Origin of the sequence: Falsigemmobacter intermedius (genome assembly GCF_004054105.1) — a bacterium.
Taxonomy (GTDB): Bacteria; Pseudomonadota; Alphaproteobacteria; order Rhodobacterales; family Rhodobacteraceae; genus Wagnerdoeblera; species Wagnerdoeblera intermedia.
The window spans coordinates 74662-92452 of sequence record NZ_SBLC01000001.1 but is presented as its reverse complement, the minus strand read 5'-3'; the positions used below and the strand labels follow the sequence as shown (position 1 = coordinate 92452).

Sequence of the window (17791 nt, the reverse complement as noted above, 5' to 3'; positions counted from 1 at the left end):
GGCCATGGAGGGGCAGGGATGAAACTTTCGGTTATTTTGCCCGCCAGCAATGAGGCCGGATATATCGGGGCCTGCCTTTCCGCGCTCTTCGCCTCCGAGGCCGTGGAGGGCGGGGCGGAGGTGATCGTCGTGGCCAATGGCTGCCGCGATGCCACCGCCGAAGTGGCCCGCAGCTTTGCGCCGGCCGCTGCGGCGGCGGGTTGGGGCTTCCTCGTGCTTGAGAGGGCAGAAGGCGGCAAGCCCGCCGCGCTGACGGCAGGCGATGCGGTCGCCGGCGGGGAGGTCCGGGCCTATCTGGATGCCGATGTCTGCGTCTCGCCGCCGCTGATGGCTGCGCTGAGCGCGGCGCTGGCGGCGCGTGAGGGCGCGGCCTGGGGCAGCGGGCAGGCGGTGCTGCCACGGGCCGCTTCAGCCCTCTCACGGGCTTATGGGCGGTTCTGGCAGCAGCTTCCCTTTAACCGCGCCGGTACCGCGCCGGGCTATGGGCTTTTCGCGGTGAATGCGGCGGGGCGTGCCCGCTGGGGTGCCTTTCCGCAGATCATCTCGGATGACACATTCGTGCGGCTGTCTTTCGCGCCGCAGGAACGGCTTTCGGTGCCGCACAGCTATTCCTGGCCGCTGGCTGAGGGGTTTTCGCGCCTGGTCCGGGTGCGGCGGCGGCAAAACCAGGGCGTTGCTGAGCTGGAGCAGCTTTATCCGCAGCTGATCGCCAATAACGATCACCGCAAACCCGGAGCCGGTGAACTGGCCCGTCTGGCGCTGCGCGACCCGTTTGGGTTCGCGGCCTATGCCCTGGTGGCGCTGGTTGTGCGCTTTGGCAGGGCCGAGCAGGGCTGGACCCGGGGGCGTTAGGCCCACTGGCTCAGCGTGCAAAGGCGCGGGCGAGCTTTGCTGCCTCCAGAGAGACGTCATGGCGCAGGAGCACCCTTTCGCGGCCGCGAAGTCCCATCTCGGTCAGATGCTCAGCCGGGGTGCGGGCCAGCTCACACATTGCAGTCGCCAGCCCGTCAACATCCCCTGCCGGGATCAGCCAGCCGGTCTCTCCGGGGACAACAAGTTCCGGGATCCCGGCGACATAGGTGGCCAGCACCGGGCGGGCGGCGGCCATGGCCTCCATGACCACCATGGGCAGGCCCTCGGCAAAAGAGGGCAGCACCAGAGCATGCGCCCGCGCCAGTTCCTGCCGCACACCGGCCTCATCGAGCCATCCGGTCAGGGTGACCCGATCTGTCAGCCCCAGCCGCGCAATCGCGGCCTCAATCGGGGCGCGCAGCCCGCCATCCCCCACCAGCGTCAGATGTAGCTCCGGCGCCTGAGGGCAGGCTTTCGCCAGGGCTTCAATCAGCAAAAGCTGGCCCTTCTGCTCTGACAGCCGCCCGATCGCCACCATGCGCCCCTGACCCTCCGGCAGCGGCAGGGGAGCGGCGAATTTCGCGGGCTCAATCCCGCAGTGCACCACCTCCAGGCGGTGCCAGTGCGAGGCTTCACACCAGCGCATCAACTGCGAGCGGCCAAAATTTGAAATCGCGGCCACGAATTTCGCCGAAGCGATCTTTGCTGGCAGCGACAGGGGCAGCGGCGCGTCAAACTCCTCCGGACCATGCAGGGTGAAACTGTAGGGCAGACCCGAGATCAGATGGGCCAGATGCGCCACCATGGCCGCATTGGTGCCGAAATGCGCATGGAGATGGCCGGCCCCTTCGGCCCTGGCAATCTGCGCCACCCGTGCAGCCTCAGCAAGATAGATCAGATGGCGCAGAGGCCCGCCGGTGCCTGGCACCCCCGCTCCCGCGCCCGCCCGGCCCGCCCGAAGCGCCGCCGGAAGGGCTGCCGCAACGCGCCCGGCCTGAGCCAGCATGGCCCGCGCCAGCGGCCCCGGGCCTTCACGCAGGATATGACGGGTTTTCGTGGCCTCTGCGCGGTCACCCTCATCTTTCAGAACCGCGCTGTCGCCGCGCATGGCGAGGCGCAACACCTCATGGCCCTGGGCCTCAAGTGCGTTGATTTCACGTCTGATGAAGCTGTGCGAGGGGCTGGGGTAGGTGTTGAGAATATAAGCGATCTTCATTCCGGCCCCGGCTGTGGATGCATCTTTACGCATCATAGCCCCGCGCCCGGCAATTCCCCCAGGGAAATTTCTCAGCCCAACAGCGCGGGTGCGAGCGAAAGCACCAGAAGCCCCGCCATCAGCCAGTTAAAGACCTTCAGCCGCAGCGGGTCCTGCAGCCAGCGCCGCATCAGCGTGCCCGCCAGCGCCCACGTAGAGACCGAGGGCAGGTTCACCGCACCAAAAATTGCTGCGACCAGCAGCACCTGAGCGGCAGACTGGCTTGGCGCATAGATCGGGATCGCACTTAACGCCATGATCCAGGCCTTGGGATTGACCCATTGAAAGGCGGCCGCCTGCGGAAAGGTCATGGGCTTGCCACCGGCCCGGGCCCCGTCTTCGGGCGCAGAGGATTGTGTGATCTTCCACGCCAGCCACAGCATATAGGAGACTGCCACGACCTTCAGCGCGGTCTCCAGCTGCGGGAACTGTGCAAAGATCCCGCCCAGGCCAAAGCCGACCAGCGCCAGCATGACGGTAAAGCCGATCCCGATGCCCAGCATATGCGGCAGCGTGCGGCGAAAGCCGAAGTTCACGCCTGAGGCCATAAGCATCAGGTTATTCGGCCCCGGCGTGATCGAGGAGACGAGCGCATAAAGCGTGAGGGCAGAGAGCATGTGCAGATCCATGCCGACACCATGCCCCCGCGGTTGCGGAGTTGCCAGAGGGGGCCAGGCGGCGGCGGAGATATTTCCGGCCTGCCCTGGCTCAGCCGCGCGCGCCCGAAAGGATCAGCGCCGCGCCGCACAGGCAAAGGGCTGTGCCCGCCAGATCGCGCAGGCCGGGGACCTGGCCCTCAACCGCCCAAAGCCAGACAAGCGAACATAGGATATAGATCCCGCCATAGGCCGCATAGGCGCGGCCCGCGAAATCGCTCTCTGCCCGGGTCAGCACCCAGGCAAAAAGCACAAGGCAGCCCAGACCCGGCAAAAGCCAGAGCGCGGATTTTTCCATCCGCGCCCAGGCCCAGAAGGCAAAGCAGCCCGCGATTTCCGCCAGCGCCGCCAGCGCAAAAAGCGCCAGCGTCGGAACGGCGCTGCCCATCAGGGCAGCATGCTCATCGGATCGACGCTGTCGGCCCCGCGGCGCACCTCAAAGTGCAGGAAGGCCGGGTTTCCGGCGCGCACCCGCCCGATGGTCTGGCCGCGGCGGACGGTGGCATCCTTTGCCACGGAGAGATCGTCGACATTGGCATAGACCGTCAGCAGGTTATTGGCGTGACGGATCACCACAATCGGCACCTGCCCGGTGTCACGGGTAATGGCGGCAACCGTGCCGTCAGCGGCGGCCCGCACCGGGCTTCCGGCGGCAGCGCCAATGCCGATGCCGTCGTATTTGCCCTTCTGATAGGCGCGGATCACCTTTCCGTCTGCGGGCATCGCCAGACGCGAGGCGGTGCTGGTCGTTGTCGGAAGCGACGGCGAGGCGGGGGCCGCCCCGGTATTGCCGCCACCCGCGCGGGTCGGGGTCTCTTTCGGCAGGGGTTTGGAGGCCGAGGGCGGCTGCGGCGTGGGCGAGCTCTGGCCCGGCGGATTGATCACGGCCGGAGCGGGCGCGGGGGCCGGAGCGGCAGCGGCGCTGCGGGTCGCGGTCGGCGGGATCAGCAGATACTGGCCCTCACGCAGAGTGAGGCTGCTGTTGAGGCCGTTCCAGTCTGCCAGCGCCGAAGTCGTCACGCCGTAGCGCTGTGCGATGCTTTGCGCCGTCTCGCCACGGGCCACGCGGTGGCGTGCGGGCTCAACCCCGCCTGCGGTGCTGCCGGAGGTGCTGAACGGCACCTGGGTCTGTGCGGGGGCGCTGCTCTGTGCAGAGCTGCTGCCGCCCGAGGGCACGCGGTCCAGCGCGGTGGTGGCGATGGCGCCGATATTGGTGGCACCGCCCGATTGCGCCGGCGCCATGGGCTGGCCCCAGCCGCCCTGGGCGGGGCTTTCGGCCACGCGGCCCGGCAGAACCAGGAGTTCACCACCCTGCAGCATGATGTCGGGCTGAATGGCATTGGTGCGCGCCATCTGATCGGCGCTGACGCCCAGGCGCGAGGCGATGGTGCCCACGGTTTCGCCGCGACGGGCCACCACGACCTGATAGCCGGGGTAGGAAATGATCCCGCGGCTGTCGACCTGGGGTCGGTTCATCGAAGCAGAGCGTGCCGCATCCGCCGTTGAGCCGATCTGCGCCGGGCGCAGGTCCCAGTCGAGGGGCTGGCCGTTCTGCGGCATACAGCCCGACAGGATCAGCGCCACCGCACTGAGGGCAGCCGCGCCACGCAGAACAGAAGTCTGCCGGGAGGAACCGATGGTCTTGGAAATGGACATATCTGCTCTGCCTCGTCACCTGGCCGGATTGACCCCGGCACTGTTTCTCCTGCTCCGGTTCTCGGCGCGCCCGAAGGGGCGGCTTACTCCGGCGCGATACCTTCTGTCAGGGGAACGAAGCGCACGGGCCTCAGTTCCTCATAGGCGAAGCCCTCATCAAGGCGGCGCACGCGCACCAGCTGCTGCACGGCGTCTGACTGCCCGACGGGGAGGACCATTATACCGCCGATCCGCAACTGCTCCAAGAGGGTGGGGGGCGGATCCTCAGCGGCGGCGGTGACGATGATGCGATCAAAGGGGGCCTGATCGGCAAAAGGGGCCACCGCCTCACGGCGCGGCGGCACCACCGGCAGATCGGGGCGCGCGGGGGGCAGCGGCCCCAGACTGCCGTCGCCGGTCCGGGCGGTGATGTTATGCAGCCCCAGTTTCGCGAAAACCTCTTCGGCCTCGCGCACAAGGCGGCGGTGGCGGTCCACGGTATAGACCCGGCGGGCCAGCTGGCTCAGCACGGCCGCCTGATAGCCCGAACCGGTGCCGATCTCGAGCACGATGTCGCGCGGCCCGATCTCCAGCGCCTGGGTCATCAACCCCACGACCGAGGGCTGCGAGATGGTCTGACCGCAGGCGATCGGCAGCGGCATATCTTCATAGGCCCGCTCGGCAAAGTGACCGCGCACAAAGGCACCGCGGTCGATCTTTTCCATGGCTGAGAGCACAGCCTTGTCCGTCACCCCACGCGAGCGCAGGGCGAAAAGGAAGCGCATCTTGCGCTCCGCGAGGGTTTCTTCCGGCTCAGAACCCTCGGCTTCGCTCATGTGAACCGCGCCTCAAGTTCTGCCAGACGGTCATGGGCGGTCAGATCGCAGCGCATGGGCGTGATCGAGATATAGCCCTCAAGGTTCAGCGCCACATCGGCGCCGGCTGCCGTTGCGGCCCGCTGGTCCGCCGAGCGGATCCACAGGAACCGGCGGCCCGAAGGCGAGAAATGCGGCTCAACGCCATAGCCGGTGCCCTGGCGGAAGCCCTGGGCGGCGATTTTGACCCCCTTCACGTCCTTTGAGGCACGCGGCGGGAAGTTCACCGAATAAAAGATCCGGTAATCGCGGTCCTCTTCCCAGATGCCTTTTTCCAGCAGATCGCGCACGACCTGAACGCCGTAATCGCGGGCCACCTCAAATTCATCCTCAAGATCTTTGGTTTCCGGCCCCAGAAACTGCGACAGACCAATGGCTTTCACGCCCTGAAGCGCACCCTCCATCGCCGCGCCAAGCGTGCCGGAATAAAGCGTGTTCTCACCCGAGTTATTGCCCCGGTTGACGCCCGACAGGATCAGATCCGGCTTCTGGCCTTCGAGCACGTCATAGATGCCGACCAGCACGCAATCGGCCGGGCTTCCTTCGGTGGCGTAGCGCTTTTCCGCCAGCTTCGAGACCATCATCGGATGGGTATAGCTGATGCAATGCCCGACGCCCGACTGCTCAAAGGCGGGGGCCACGACCCAGACTTCCCCCTCGGGGCCGGCCACCTCCTGCGCGATGGCGATGAGGGTTCTGAGACCCGGTGCATTGATGCCGTCGTCATTGGTCACGAGTATGCGCATGATGATCCTGAGGTCTTTCCGTCTCTCTCCCGAATACCGCAGACTTAGAGCCTGTGCAGGAAAAAGGGAATTCTCGTGACGGTTTTTCGCGTCCGGACCGGCGGAGAGGCGGCATAAGTGCCAATCTGTGTTCTTTGCGCCGCAGAAGCCGGCGGCTTTTCCCAAGGGTCGCATCCCGGCGTTCGGCGCTGCGTTCAGCACTTCAGCCTTCCTTAAGAGGGCTGCGTCAGAGTGAGCCCGTTTACGCGACGACGGAGGGGCCTGTGGCTGAACTGAAGCCGGAACGGCGCGGGGGGCTGCCGCGCAGGGGGCCTGTGGAGGCCGTCACGGGGCTGCTGACCGAAGCCTTGCGGCGCGCGCCGGATGCGGCGGTGAAGGCCCTTCTGGCAGGGGTTGAGCAGATCTGTCCCGGCGGGACGGGGATAACGCTGATGCGCCTGCAGGGGCAGGATCCGCCTGCCTTTCTGCCGATGTGCATTTCGGCGGCAGCGGCCCGCCGGTGTTTCTGAGCGCAGATCATCTGACCACCCTTGCTGAGGGCGGATCCCTTGAACACGAGGGGGCGGTCTTTCTGCCGCTGCTGAGCGAGGACGGGCTTCCCGGTCTGATGCGGCTGCAGCTGCCCTCACAGGCGGTGCTGACGGGGGCCGCGCGAAGGGCGCTTGATCTGCTGGCGGCCGGTCTGGGCGGCCTGCTTGCGCGGCTGGAGAGTGAGCGGGCGGGGCAGGCTGCCGCTCTGGCGCTGGAGGCGACGCGGCAACGGCTGCAGGCCACCCTGCGCGCCATGCCCGATCTTGTGCTGGAGGTGGATGATTCCGGGATCTACACCGATATTCACACCTCAACGCCGGAACTGCTGGCCCAGGCGCGCGCGCAGATGCTGGGCCGCTCCTTCACCGAGATCCTGCCGCCGGATGTGGCGGGCATCGTCGGCGCCGCTATGGAGCGTGCGCGCCTTGAGGGGCGGGCGGATGGCTGTCGCTATGCGTTAAACATCGCCGGTCAGGAACGGTGGTTTGAGGCCTCTCTCGGGCGCACCCGCCCGGTCCCCCATCAGCCCGGCGGCGGTTTCATCGTGGTGGTGCGCGATGTCACCGAGGATGAGCGGCGCCGCAGGGAACTGATCGGCCTTGGTCACGTCGCCCGACACATGAGTAATTATGCCCTGGTGATGGATGCCGGTTTTCGGGTGACCTGGGTGAACCGCGCTTTTGAGGAGCGGTGCGGCTATTCGCTTGCAGAGCTGATCGGCCGCGACCCGCGGGAGGTGCTGCGTCCCGCCGGGACCGGCTGCGGCAATGCCCTGCGGATGGATGCTGCCATCGCGGCCTGTCGCCCTGAACGGGTTGAGGTCTGTAATACGGATCGCAACGGCCAGGCCTATTGGGTCGATTCCAGCCTGGTGCCGATCCGCGATGAGGCGGGCGGTCTGATCGGCTTTGTCGCGGTTGAGGCCGATGTGACCGCGCGGCGGGCCCAGGATGCCGCCCTGGCCGCCGCCTCAGCCGAAGCGGTGCGCGCGCGCGATATTCTTGAGGCGGCGATCCATGTGCTGCCCGATGGCTTCTCGATCTATGATGCCTCAGACCGGCTGGTCTTATGCAATGAAAAATACCGCGAATTTCTGGCGCCCCTCTCCGATGAGGTGGTGCCCGGCGTCTCTCGTGAAACGCTTTTGCGCAGTGGTCTGCGCTATGGGCGCTACCCCGAAGCCCTGGGGCGCGAGGAGGAGTTTATCGCCGAACGTCTTGCCCGCGCCCGTCACTGCCCCGGAATGGAGGAGGTCCGCCTGGGCGACGGGCGCTGGTTTCGCTTCTGGGACCGGCTGACCCCTTCGGGGGAGCGGGTGGGCATGCAGATCGATATCACCGACATCCGCATGACCCGCCAGAAGCTTGAGGATGTTCTGGCCGTCTCGGCTGCGGGCACCTGGGAATATGACGCCCTTACCGATGATCTGACTGTGAATGACCGCTGGGCTGAAATGCTGGGCTTTGATTCCGCGACCCTGACCGCCGAAATGCGCCGCCGCTGGTCAAAGCTGATCCACCCCGAAGATAAGGTCGGGCTGCGGCCGGTGTTTCGCGCCCTCGCCAGCGGGGAGATCGATGATTTTGCGGTCGAATACCGCCTGCGCCATCAGCAGGGCCACTGGATCTGGGTGCAGTCGCGCGGGCGCGCGGTGTTGCGCAATCAGGATGGCAGCGCGCGCCGGCTGGTGGGCGCGAATTTTGAGATCACGCCGCTGAAGCAGGCCTCGGCCCGGATTGAGCAGATTATCCGCGGCGCAGATGTCGGCACCTGGGAGCAGGATGAGCGCAGCGGGGAAACCCGGGCCAATGATCTTTGGTGGAAGATGCTGGGCTATGAGGCGGCGGTCGAGAATTTCGGCGACTGGCGGCGGCTTTTGCATCCCGATGACCGGGTGCAGCTGGAAGCGGTGCTGGACCGCGTGCGCTCCGGCGCGCAGGAGCAGTTTGAGATCACCATGCGTCTGCGCCACCGGGAGGGGCGATGGGTCTGGGTGCTGTCGCGCGGGCAGGCGGCGCAGCGCGGGGCCGATGGACGGGCAGAGGTGCTCTCGGGCATCCATATCGATGTCACCGCCGCCAAAGCGCGCGAGCTTGATCTGCAGTCCGCCAATGCGCGTCTGCGCGAGGCGCTGGCGGGCCGTGACCTTGCCGAGCGGCGGTTTGCCGATATCACTGCCGTCTCACCCGACTGGTTCTGGGAGACCGACAGTGACTGCCGTTTTACCTTTGTCTCGAACGGCTTTACGGCCCAGACCGGCCGTCCTGCCGCGCGGCTGATGGGTCTTGATCTGCGCAGCTTCGCCCGGATGAGCCCGACCACCGATCCCGCTGCAGGGGCCGCTGACTTTGAAGAGCGCATTCGCAGCGGCGAGGTTTTTCGCGACTTCGTCTGGTTTTATCCCGCGCGGATCCCGGGAGAGCGCGAGATCTGGGTGCGCAGCAGCGGGCTGCCCTTCTTTGACGCCGACGGGATTTTCATGGGCTATCGCGGGGTGTCGTCCGACATCACCGATCTCTACACCGCCAAAGAGCGTGCGGAGGCGGCGAGCCGCGCGAAATCGCAGTTTCTCGCCAATATGAGCCATGAGATCCGCACGCCTTTGAACGGGGTTCTGGGCATGGCCGATCTTCTGGCCGCGCGCCTTTCCGACCCCGAAGAGCAGTCGATGATCGCCACCATTCGTGACAGCGGTGAGGGGTTATTGACGGTGCTGAACGACATCCTCGACATCGCGAAAGTGGAGGCCGGAAAACTCACCGTCACGCGGGAGCCGTTTCGCCCCGCCGATCTCGCGGATCGTCTGGAAGCGGTCTATGCGCTGCGGGCGCGGGAGACCGGATTGCGCTTCACCGTCACCCGCGATGCCGGGACGACGGAGCTGCGCTATGGCGATGCGCATCGTCTGCTGCAGGTGCTTTATAACCTCGTCAGCAATGCCCTGAAGTTCACCCATGAGGGCGGTGCAGAGGTGAGTTTCCTCACCGATCCGGCCGGGGCTTTGCGGATTTCGGTGCGCGACACCGGGATCGGCATGTCCCCCGCACAGCAGGCCCGCGCCTTTGAGGATTTTGAACAGGCCGATGGCGCGATCACGCGGCGCTATGGCGGCACGGGCCTCGGGCTTGCGATCTCGCGGCGTCTGATCGGCCTGATGGGGGGAGAGATTACCCTGAAAAGCCGGCAGGGAGAGGGGACGGAGATGACGGTTCACCTGCCCCCCGACCCGGCCCCCGCGGAGGCTCTTCCCGCCCTGGCGGAGCCCCAGGCGGATCTGAGCGGGATGCAGGTGCTTTTTGCCGATGATAATGCCACCAACCGATTGATTTTGAAATCAATGCTAAGCCGTCTGGGGGTCGGGGTGACGCTTGCCACGGATGGCCGCGAGGCCGTTTCACTTGCGCAGAGCGGGCAGTTTGATGCTTTGCTTCTGGATATCTCCATGCCCGATCTCGACGGAGTCCAGGCCCTGGCGCAGATCCGCAGCGCGGCGGCTGCGGGTGGCGGGGCCACACCGCCTGCGGCGGCGGTGACTGCCAATGTCATGACCCATCAGATTGAGGCCTATCTCGCGGCCGGATTTGACGGCTGTCTGGGGAAGCCCTTCCGGCGCGCGGATCTGGTCCGGCTGCTCTGCGATTTTCGCCAGGCTGCGGCAAAGGCTTGATATTTGCGCCAATGTCAGGCTTTAGCCCCCGAAGGACAGAGGTGGGGGAACGGGATGCGGCGCAGTGGCAATGCCCTTCTTGCAGCGGTTCTGGCGGGCTTGCCGGGGCTGGCCCTGGCCTGTGCGCTGCCGCCGTCGATCGTGATGACGCTGCCGATCGGCCATTATCTGGCCGGGGCCGCGGTGACGGTGGCGCTGACGGCGCTGATGGCGGGGGGCGCGGCCTGGCTGCGCCTGCCCGCTCCGGTCACGCTGGCGCGCTGGCCTGCGGGCAGCGGCGCGGACTGGCTGAGCTATTTCTCTTTCGTGATCTTTCTGGCGCTGCTGTTCACCGGCTGGGTGGGGCCGCGCGATCCGATGCACAATCTGCTGACGCTGGTCTTCTGGGCCGGGGTCTGGGTGGCGCTGCCTTTGCTGTCGCTGCTGACCGGGGATCTCTGGGGGGCGCTGAACCCCTGGCGCGGGCCGGTCAGGATGCTGCGTCTGCTGACGGGCTGGCAGGGAAGCGTTGGTCTGACGCGCCTCGGGGCCTGGCCTGCGGTGGCGGGTCTGGCGGGGTTCAGCTGGTTTCAGATCATCTCGCTTGCGCCGGAAGATCCGATGATCCTTGCACAGGCGGCGGGTCTTTACTGGCTGGTGATCTTCATCGCCGCCTGCCTTGAGGGTGAGGACTGGCTGAAGGAGGGGGAGTTTCTGCACCTGACCTTCGCCATGATCGCCCGCCTCGCCCCCTTTCGGATCAGCACGGCGGCGGGGGAGCGTGCCTTACAACTCGGCTGGCCGGGGGCGCATATCGTCACTGCCCCGTCGCTCCGGCCGTCGGGTCAGGTCTTTGTGCTTCTGCTGCTGGCGGCCCTTTCTTTTGATGGTCTGCAGGCGACGTTTTTCTGGCTGGGGCTGATCGGCGAAAACCCTCTCGAATTTACCGGCCGCTCTGCGGTTCAGGGGATCAACACGCTTGGCCTGATCGGCAGTTTTGCCCTGACTGCGGCCTTGATTTACGGCGCCATCGCCCTTGGTCGCCGTCTCTCGGGTGCGGCGCTGCCTGCGGGGCCGGTGATGCTGTCGTTTCTGGCCATCGCTGCGGGGTATCATGCGGCGCATTATCTGATGATGCTGCTGACGGCGGGGCAATATCTGCTTCTGGCGCTGAACGATCCGCTGCTGCAGGGCGACGCCTTTCTGGGGCTGGAGCCTTTCTGGGTCTCGATGGGATTTTTGACGGACCGCTCCGTTATGACCGCAATCTGGAACCTGCAATTCGCTTTAATTGTTGGCGTTCACGTCCTTGCTGTCATGTTAGCGCTGCAGATGACACCGGGGCGGCGAAGCGGTCTTGCGCATCTGCCGCTGAGCGTGCTCATGGTCGGTTACACGATATTCGGCCTGTGGCTTTTGTCCTCGCCCACCGGGGTCTGAGCGCTGCAGGATCAAGAGGGGAGAGAGCGCATGTCGCAGTCCGTTATCCACCGCCGCAGCCTTCTTGCGGGTCTGGCCGCCGGGGGCGCTGCTCTGGCGCTGCCCGCGCGTTTTGCTTCGGCGCAGTCGGCCGCGCCGATCAAACTGGGGTTTCAGCTGCACCGCACCGGCATCGGGGCCGCCTATGGCCGCTGGTATGAGCGCACCGCCCAGGCGGCGCTGAAGCGTCTGAATGACGCCGGGGGCATCAATGGCCGTCCTGTCGAGATCCATTTTGAGGATGACGGCACCGACCCGAAGCGCGGCTCTGAAGTGGTTGAAAAGCTTGCGACCCAGGCAAAGTGTGATCTGATTTTCGGGCCGCTGTTCAGCCATGTGGTGATCGGCTCTGCGCCGCGCGCGGGAGAGCTGAAGATCCCCTATCTGGTCTGCTCAGAGGGGTTCCACGTGGCCTCGGGCGCGCTGAACCGCTGGGCGATGCAGCCGGGGATTTCGGATGTGCGCGCGCAATGCACCTCGGTCGCGCCTTTTGTGACGCAGAACCTGGGCAAAAAGGTCACGCTGATTTTCCCGGATTATGCCTTTGGCCATGACCACCGCGACTATTTCTCTGAGGCGGTGAAGGCTCAGGGCGGCGAAGTGGTGGGCATGGTGGCGATCCCGCCGACCGAGACCAGCTTCACCCGCTATTTCCCGCGCATCCCGCGCGAGACGGAAGTGATCTATCACGTCATGATCGGTCCCGCCGTTCTGACCTTCGTCAAAGAGCTCGGGCAGTTTTACGGCAAGCGCGCGCGGCCTGAGATTTTCGGCTTCATCGACAGCCTTGAGGCCGTGGATCTGAATTCGCCGGGTCTGGAGTTCCTTGAGGGCACCCATTTCTGGGAGGGGCATTGCCGCAACCTCCAGGCGGATGCTTCTGAGCATGAAAAGGCCTATCGCGCGGCGGTCGGGGTGGATGACAATGGCGCTTCGGTCTCAGATGCGCGGGATGTCTCGACCTATGGGCATATGTTCTCGGTCTGGGAGACGCTCTCGGTGATCCGCCAGGGCATGGAGGCTGCGGGCTACCAGGGCCCGGCTGACCGGCAGAAATTTGTCGAAGCGGTTGAGGCGATGACTGGCTGGGAAGAAAGCGCCGATCACCCGCAGGGCCGCAAGGTCTTCAACGGCAAGACCCACCAGGTCTTCGCCGAGCAGGCGATCAGTAAGGTTGAGGGCGGCAAACTCATCCGCGTGCATAAGACCGCGATTGAGGACAGCTTCTATCCCGACGCGGTCGATTATACGACGCAAAGCTTCTGAGACTTCGCCCCGCCTGTTACGGCAGGCGGGGCCACAACGGGCCATCGGTGATGTTTGACCCCTATTTTCTGTTGGCCCTTCTGGAAGGGACGGTCACGGCAGCGATCCTTGCACTGACTGCCGTGGGGCTGAGCCTGGTGTTCGGCGTGATGCGCGTGGTGAATGTGGCGCATGGCGAATTTCTGATGCTGGGGGCGGTGGTGGCCTGGTATGTGGCGACCTTCATCCCCGGACCGCCGCTGATGACCTGGGGGCTGTCGCTGCTGATCGCGCCTCTGGTGGTCGGGGGGATCGCAGCCCTGTCTGAGCGGCTGGTGCTGCGGCGGCTGAACTATGAGGCTGAAGGCACCATCGTCGCCTCAATCGGGCTGATGTATATTCTGCAGCAGGCGGTTCTGACGGGCTTTGGCCCCGGGGCGCGGGCGGTTGAGCCGCCCTTTGACTGGATGATCGACACGCCCTGGTTTGGCTATTCCGGCTATAAGCTGGCGGTGGTGGGGCTGGCGGCGCTGGTCCTGGGCGCGGTCTGGCTCTTCATGACCCGCTCGCGCGCGGGGCTGGTGATGCGGGCCACGCAGATCGACCGCGATATGGCGCGGGCCTTCGGGATTCGGGTCGACCGGGTCTATGCCCTGGTCTTCGCCCTTGGCGCGGGGCTTGCAGCGCTGGCGGCGGTGCTGCTGGTCCCGGTGCAGCAGGCGCATTACCTGATGGGGCATGACCCGATGCTGATGGCCTTTACGGTGGTGATTATCGGCGGGCTCGGCTCGATCCGCGGGACGCTGATTGCGGCATTGCTGATCGGGCTGAGTGACGGGGTGATTTCCTTCTACTGGTCGCCGTTGCTGGCCAAGATTCTGGCCACGCTCTTTGTGGCGCTGGTGCTGGTCTTCCGGCCCCAGGGCCTTTTTGGGGAGCGCGCATGAACCGGGCCCTCGCAGTTCATCTGATCGTGGTGGCGGTGCTGGCGGCGGGGATCTTCCTGCTGCCGGTCTATCACGCGACCAACCTCGCCCGCATCATGGTGCTGGCGGTCTTTGCCATGGGCTATAACCTGGCCTTCGGCTACACCGGGCTTCTGAGCCTTGGGCACGCGATGTTTTTTGCGGCGGGCATGTATGCGGCGGGCCTGGGGATGACGCTGCAGGGCTGGTCTGCGGGCCTGGCGCTCCTGTCCGGGCCGATCGCGGGTGCCGCCCTGGCCCTGGCGGCCGGGGCGCTGGCTCTGCGCACCGCGGGCGTCAGCTTCATGATCGTCACGCTGATGCTTGCGCAGGCGGGCTATCTGACCATCCTTTACTATACCCCGATCACCCGCGGCGAAGAGGGCTTTGTGCTTGCGCAAAGCCTGCGCCGCATTGGGGAGTTTGATCTTTCTGCGGACCTCAACCGCGGGCTTTTTGCGCTCGGGCTTTTTGCGGCGGGTCTGTTTTTGTCGCTGGCTCTGGTGAAGGCGCGCTTCGGGCGCATCCTGGTGGCCATGCGCGAAAATGAAGAGCGTTCGCAGATGCTGGGCTATAATCCCTTCACCGTGAAACTGGCGGTGATGGGGATCTCGGGGGCCTATGCGGGGGCGGCAGGCGCGGCCTATGCGCTGCTCTTCGGGTCGGTCGGGGCGAGTTTCGGCGCGATCGCCTTTTCCATCCTGCCGCTTTTGTGGGTGCTTCTGGGCGGTGCGGGGACCACGCTCGGGCCGCTCTTGGGGGCGGGGCTGATGTTTTATCTCACCGATATCGCGTCCAGCTATACTTCGGCACATCAGTTTGTGGTGGGGGCGGCACTGCTGGTGCTGGTGCTTTTTGCGCCGCGCGGCATCCTCGGAGCTCTGCGGGAAAGGGGGCTGAAATGGCTGCCGTGACGTTGCTGGAGGCAAAAGGCCTTACCCGCCATTTCGGCGGCATCCGGGCGGTGGACGGGGTGGATCTGACGCTGAGGCGCGGCGAGATCCACGCGCTGATCGGCCCCAATGGCGCAGGCAAGACGACGCTGGTGTCGATCTTGTCGGGCCGTATCGCCCCCCAGTCGGGGGTGATCCGCTTTGAGGGAGAAGATATCACTGCGCTGCCTGCGCATCGCCGGGTCACCCGGGGCGTGGCCTATACCTTTCAGATCACCTCGATCTATCCGCGGCTGAGTGTGTTCGACAACGTAGCCCTGGCGCTGCGCGACAGCCGTGACCTGGCCCGGGATGTCCCCCTGGCGCTGGCCCGAACGGGGCTTGAGGGCTTTGCCGATGAGACAGCCGGGGAATTGTCTTACGGCCATCAGCGGCTTCTGGAACTGACCATGGGCCTCGCTCTGCGCCCGAAACTGCTGATCCTGGACGAGCCGACCCAGGGCCTCGCCAATGAGGATATCGCGGGCTTTAAGGCTCTGGTCCGCAGTCTGGTCCCGGAGACCACGGTGCTGCTGATTGAGCATAACATGGAGGTGGTGATGGATCTCGCAGACCGCATCACGGTGCTGAATTTCGGCCGCAGTCTCGCCACCGGAACTCCTGCCGAAATCCGGGCCAATCCGGAGGTTCAGGCCGCCTATCTGGGGGGCGATCATGCTGAAGCTTGAGGGGGTCTGCGGGGGCTATGGCGCGGCGGAAGTGCTGCGCGGCTTCTCGCTTGAGGTGCCGCCGGGGCAGGTGACCTGTCTGATGGGGCGCAACGGGGCGGGCAAGACCAGCGCGCTGCGGGCCATCATGGGCCAGCTGCGCCTGAGCGGCGGCAGCATCACCCTGAACGGGCAGCCGCTGCGCAGCCTTCCGGCGGAAGAGGTGCCAAAGGCCGGGATCGGCTATGTCCCCCAGGGACGGCGGCTCTTTGGTCCGCTGAGTGTGCAGGAAAATCTGACCATCGGGCTGATGACCCGAGGTCGCGGTGCCGGGCAGCTGGAGCGGGTGTTGAGCCTCTTTCCGCGCCTGCGTGAGCGGCTGTCGCAACGGGCCTCAACCCTTTCGGGGGGCGAGCAGCAGATGCTGGCCATCGGTCGGGCGCTTTGCCTTGAGCCTTCGGTATTGCTTCTGGATGAGCCCTCAGAGGGGTTGCAGCCCTCTATGGTGGCGCTGATCCGCGACACGGTCCTGCGCCTGAAGGCCGAGGGCGTTGCCACGGTCCTGGTTGAGCAGCGCGCTGAAACCGTGCTGGCTCTGGCGGATCAGGTCGGATTTGTCAGCAATGGCGCGGTGGCAGAGGTCTTCCCCCGCGCGGCGCTGATGCCGGATCATCCGGCCTTTGCCCGCTGGGTGGGTGTCTGACGGGGCGGTTTAAACGCCTGTCCCCTTCAGCACGACATCGACGGTCTTATACATCACCTTGACGTCGTTGATCAGCGAGAGCTCTTCTTCGTAGCGGTCGTCATACCAGGCGCGTTCGGCAAAGCTGGAGTGGTTGCGCTCAGTCACCTGCCAATAGCCGGTAAGACCCGGGCGCAGAGCGTAGTAGCCAAGCCCCGGATAAAGCGGCTGCTGATACTCCAGCATGGGGCGCGGGCCGACCAGGCTCATATCCCCCTTCAGCACGTTCCAAAGCTGTGGCAGTTCATCCAGCGAGGATTTGCGCAGGAAGTGGCCGAATTCCGAAATACGCGGGTCGTTGCGCAGTTTCTGCGTGCGATCCCACTCGGCTTTGGCTTCGGGGTTGGCGTTCAGATAGCCGATAATCATCTCATCGGCGTTCACCACCATGGTGCGCAGCTTCCACATCCGGAAGAGCTTGCCGTCTTTGCCCACGCGAAGCTGCGAATAGAACGGCCGACCGCCTTTGCGCGAGACGATGAAGGCCAGCAGCAGCACCATAGGCACCACCATCGGTGCCGCCAGCAGCACGAGAAAAAGATCCGACAGACGCTTCACGAAAGAGCGATAAACTCCGCGGCGGCGTCGGTAGGTGGCGCGTAATTTCCGGGCATGAATAGTGCGGGGGGCCTGGGGATCTTCAACAAAACGGCCGATGGGAGCTGTCATTTGGCAGGCTTCTCAACAGTGAGCCGGAGCTCTGAAACAGGTGCGACTTTTAACTCAGTTATTCATAAAATTTTCAGAAATCGGCGGATATGCAGTTGAAATCTGCGTCATCGCGGGGTCGGATTTACTGAAACCGTTTCGAGGAAACATTACCGGAAAATCGAAGCTTCACGAAGAACATTCTCCGCCGATATCCTGGTTTCATGAGGAGCGAGAGGGGGGGATTTCCCACTTACTTCAATCAAATGATGCATTCCGCTTTCGCTCAACGACCATAAGTTGCGCCATCATCGGTATCGACCCTCATCGGGGTGCGGGGATGGGGGTGATTCCTTCGGTCGCTGCGCTCCCTTGTCTCCCCGGTTCGGAACATGAACCAAAGCGGGTTGCTTTGGTTCCCGCCATTTGTTCCAGCCGCTTAGAGAAAACCTGCTGTTTCTCAGGCGGCGACAATCTGCTTCTCGGAACCTTCCGCCGGGGTGAGCTGCTCCCGGGCTTTGCCCGCCCGGCGGCTCTGCATCCAGATGCGAATTGTCACAGGGGCCAGAATCAGCGCCGATCCGCCAAGCCCGCTGAGCATATAAACTGCGAGGGCAGCCAGCAGGCTGTCGCTCGACCAGAAGGTGAGACCGAGGGTGACGATGGCGGTAAATGCGCCGATCAGGATTGCTGCGAGTGCCAAGAGTGCCTCCATTCTTAAAGTACATTCATGCCTGCGGCTGAACCGGGGCCGTGCCTCACAAGAGGGGCCGATTGGGGCGAAATCCGGGCGATCTGAAAGCGCTGCCAGGGAAATCCGCGAGAATTGGAATGGGTGCCGGTCCGGCGGCACCGCAACAGCTGCCGTCACTTGTCAATATCTGGTGGATGCGTCACTTTAAGGCCCGAAATCCCG

17 protein-coding genes are annotated in these 17791 nt (G+C 65.0%); 9 read left to right on the top strand and 8 right to left on the bottom strand.

Annotation, left to right across the window (positions count from 1 at the left end):
* The first annotated feature begins 18 nt into the window (after positions 1 to 18).
* On the top strand, positions 19 to 852 hold the full coding sequence (locus EP867_RS00425) for a glycosyltransferase family 2 protein (RefSeq protein ID WP_128486243.1): 834 nt from the start codon (positions 19 to 21) through the stop codon (positions 850 to 852).
* A gap of 10 nt (positions 853 to 862) precedes the next feature.
* Here the strand turns inward: EP867_RS00425 and EP867_RS00420 are convergent, their stop codons facing one another.
* The 6 genes from EP867_RS00420 to surE form a co-directional block, all read right to left on the bottom strand.
* Positions 863 to 2068 (bottom strand): glycosyltransferase, encoded by a 1206-nt coding sequence (locus EP867_RS00420; protein WP_128486242.1) that lies wholly within the window; start codon positions 2066 to 2068, stop codon positions 863 to 865.
* Positions 2069 to 2139: 71 nt separating this feature from the next.
* Positions 2140 to 2736: a LysE family translocator gene (locus EP867_RS00415; RefSeq protein ID WP_128486241.1), complete on the bottom strand. Its 597-nt coding sequence runs from the start codon at positions 2734 to 2736 to the stop codon at positions 2140 to 2142.
* Positions 2737 to 2815: 79 nt separating this feature from the next.
* On the bottom strand, positions 2816 to 3151 hold the full coding sequence (locus tag EP867_RS00410) for a YnfA family protein (RefSeq protein ID WP_128486240.1): 336 nt from the start codon (positions 3149 to 3151) through the stop codon (positions 2816 to 2818).
* Entirely contained in the window at positions 3151 to 4419 is a 1269-nt protein-coding gene (locus EP867_RS00405; RefSeq protein ID WP_128486239.1) for a peptidoglycan DD-metalloendopeptidase family protein, read from the bottom strand. Before EP867_RS00405 ends, EP867_RS00410 begins: the two co-directional genes overlap by 1 nt.
* 83 nt (positions 4420 to 4502) lie before the next feature.
* A complete protein-coding gene (locus tag EP867_RS00400) occupies positions 4503 to 5234 on the bottom strand; it encodes a protein-L-isoaspartate O-methyltransferase family protein (protein ID WP_128486238.1) in 732 nt (243 codons plus the stop codon).
* Complete coding sequence (surE, locus tag EP867_RS00395; protein WP_128486237.1) at positions 5231 to 6019, bottom strand: 5'/3'-nucleotidase SurE; 789 nt, start codon at positions 6017 to 6019, stop codon at positions 5231 to 5233. Before surE ends, EP867_RS00400 begins: the two co-directional genes overlap by 4 nt.
* Positions 6020 to 6282: 263 nt before the next feature.
* Here surE and EP867_RS00390 point away from each other — a divergent pair, with 263 nt between their 5' ends.
* Genes EP867_RS00390 through EP867_RS00355 form a run of 8 tightly spaced genes read left to right on the top strand, consistent with a single transcriptional unit; the run spans position 6283 to position 16188 of the window.
* Positions 6283 to 6528: a hypothetical protein gene (locus EP867_RS00390; protein WP_128486236.1), complete on the top strand. Its 246-nt coding sequence runs from the start codon at positions 6283 to 6285 to the stop codon at positions 6526 to 6528.
* Entirely contained in the window at positions 6519 to 10217 is a 3699-nt protein-coding gene (locus tag EP867_RS00385; RefSeq protein WP_128486235.1) for a PAS domain S-box protein, read from the top strand. Before EP867_RS00390 ends, EP867_RS00385 begins: the two co-directional genes overlap by 10 nt.
* A 54-nt stretch (positions 10218 to 10271) precedes the next feature.
* The gene (locus EP867_RS00380) at positions 10272 to 11636 is read left to right on the top strand and encodes a hypothetical protein (RefSeq protein WP_128486234.1); all 1365 of its coding nucleotides are present in this window, start codon (positions 10272 to 10274) and stop codon (positions 11634 to 11636) included.
* Positions 11637 to 11666: 30 nt separating this feature from the next.
* A complete protein-coding gene (locus tag EP867_RS00375) occupies positions 11667 to 12941 on the top strand; it encodes an ABC transporter substrate-binding protein (protein ID WP_128486233.1) in 1275 nt (424 codons plus the stop codon).
* Positions 12942 to 12988: 47 nt separating this feature from the next.
* Complete coding sequence (locus EP867_RS00370) at positions 12989 to 13867, top strand: branched-chain amino acid ABC transporter permease (RefSeq protein WP_128486232.1); 879 nt, start codon at positions 12989 to 12991, stop codon at positions 13865 to 13867.
* Positions 13864 to 14799: a branched-chain amino acid ABC transporter permease gene (locus EP867_RS00365; RefSeq protein ID WP_128486231.1), complete on the top strand. Its 936-nt coding sequence runs from the start codon at positions 13864 to 13866 to the stop codon at positions 14797 to 14799. The genes EP867_RS00370 and EP867_RS00365 overlap by 4 nt, the downstream gene beginning before the upstream one ends.
* Positions 14796 to 15506 (top strand): ABC transporter ATP-binding protein, encoded by a 711-nt coding sequence (locus tag EP867_RS00360; protein WP_128486370.1) that lies wholly within the window; start codon positions 14796 to 14798, stop codon positions 15504 to 15506. Before EP867_RS00365 ends, EP867_RS00360 begins: the two co-directional genes overlap by 4 nt.
* Positions 15493 to 16188: an ABC transporter ATP-binding protein gene (locus EP867_RS00355; RefSeq protein ID WP_128486230.1), complete on the top strand. Its 696-nt coding sequence runs from the start codon at positions 15493 to 15495 to the stop codon at positions 16186 to 16188. The genes EP867_RS00360 and EP867_RS00355 overlap by 14 nt, the downstream gene beginning before the upstream one ends.
* 9 nt (positions 16189 to 16197) lie before the next feature.
* Here EP867_RS00355 and EP867_RS00350 read toward each other — a convergent pair whose 3' ends face one another.
* Both EP867_RS00350 and EP867_RS00345 read right to left on the bottom strand, forming a co-directional pair.
* Positions 16198 to 16896, bottom strand: a complete 699-nt coding sequence (locus EP867_RS00350; RefSeq protein WP_128486229.1) for a sugar transferase — start codon at positions 16894 to 16896, stop codon at positions 16198 to 16200.
* A gap of 439 nt (positions 16897 to 17335) precedes the next feature.
* Entirely contained in the window at positions 17336 to 17578 is a 243-nt protein-coding gene (locus tag EP867_RS00345; protein ID WP_128486228.1) for a hypothetical protein, read from the bottom strand.
* Positions 17579 to 17791 lie beyond the last annotated feature (213 nt).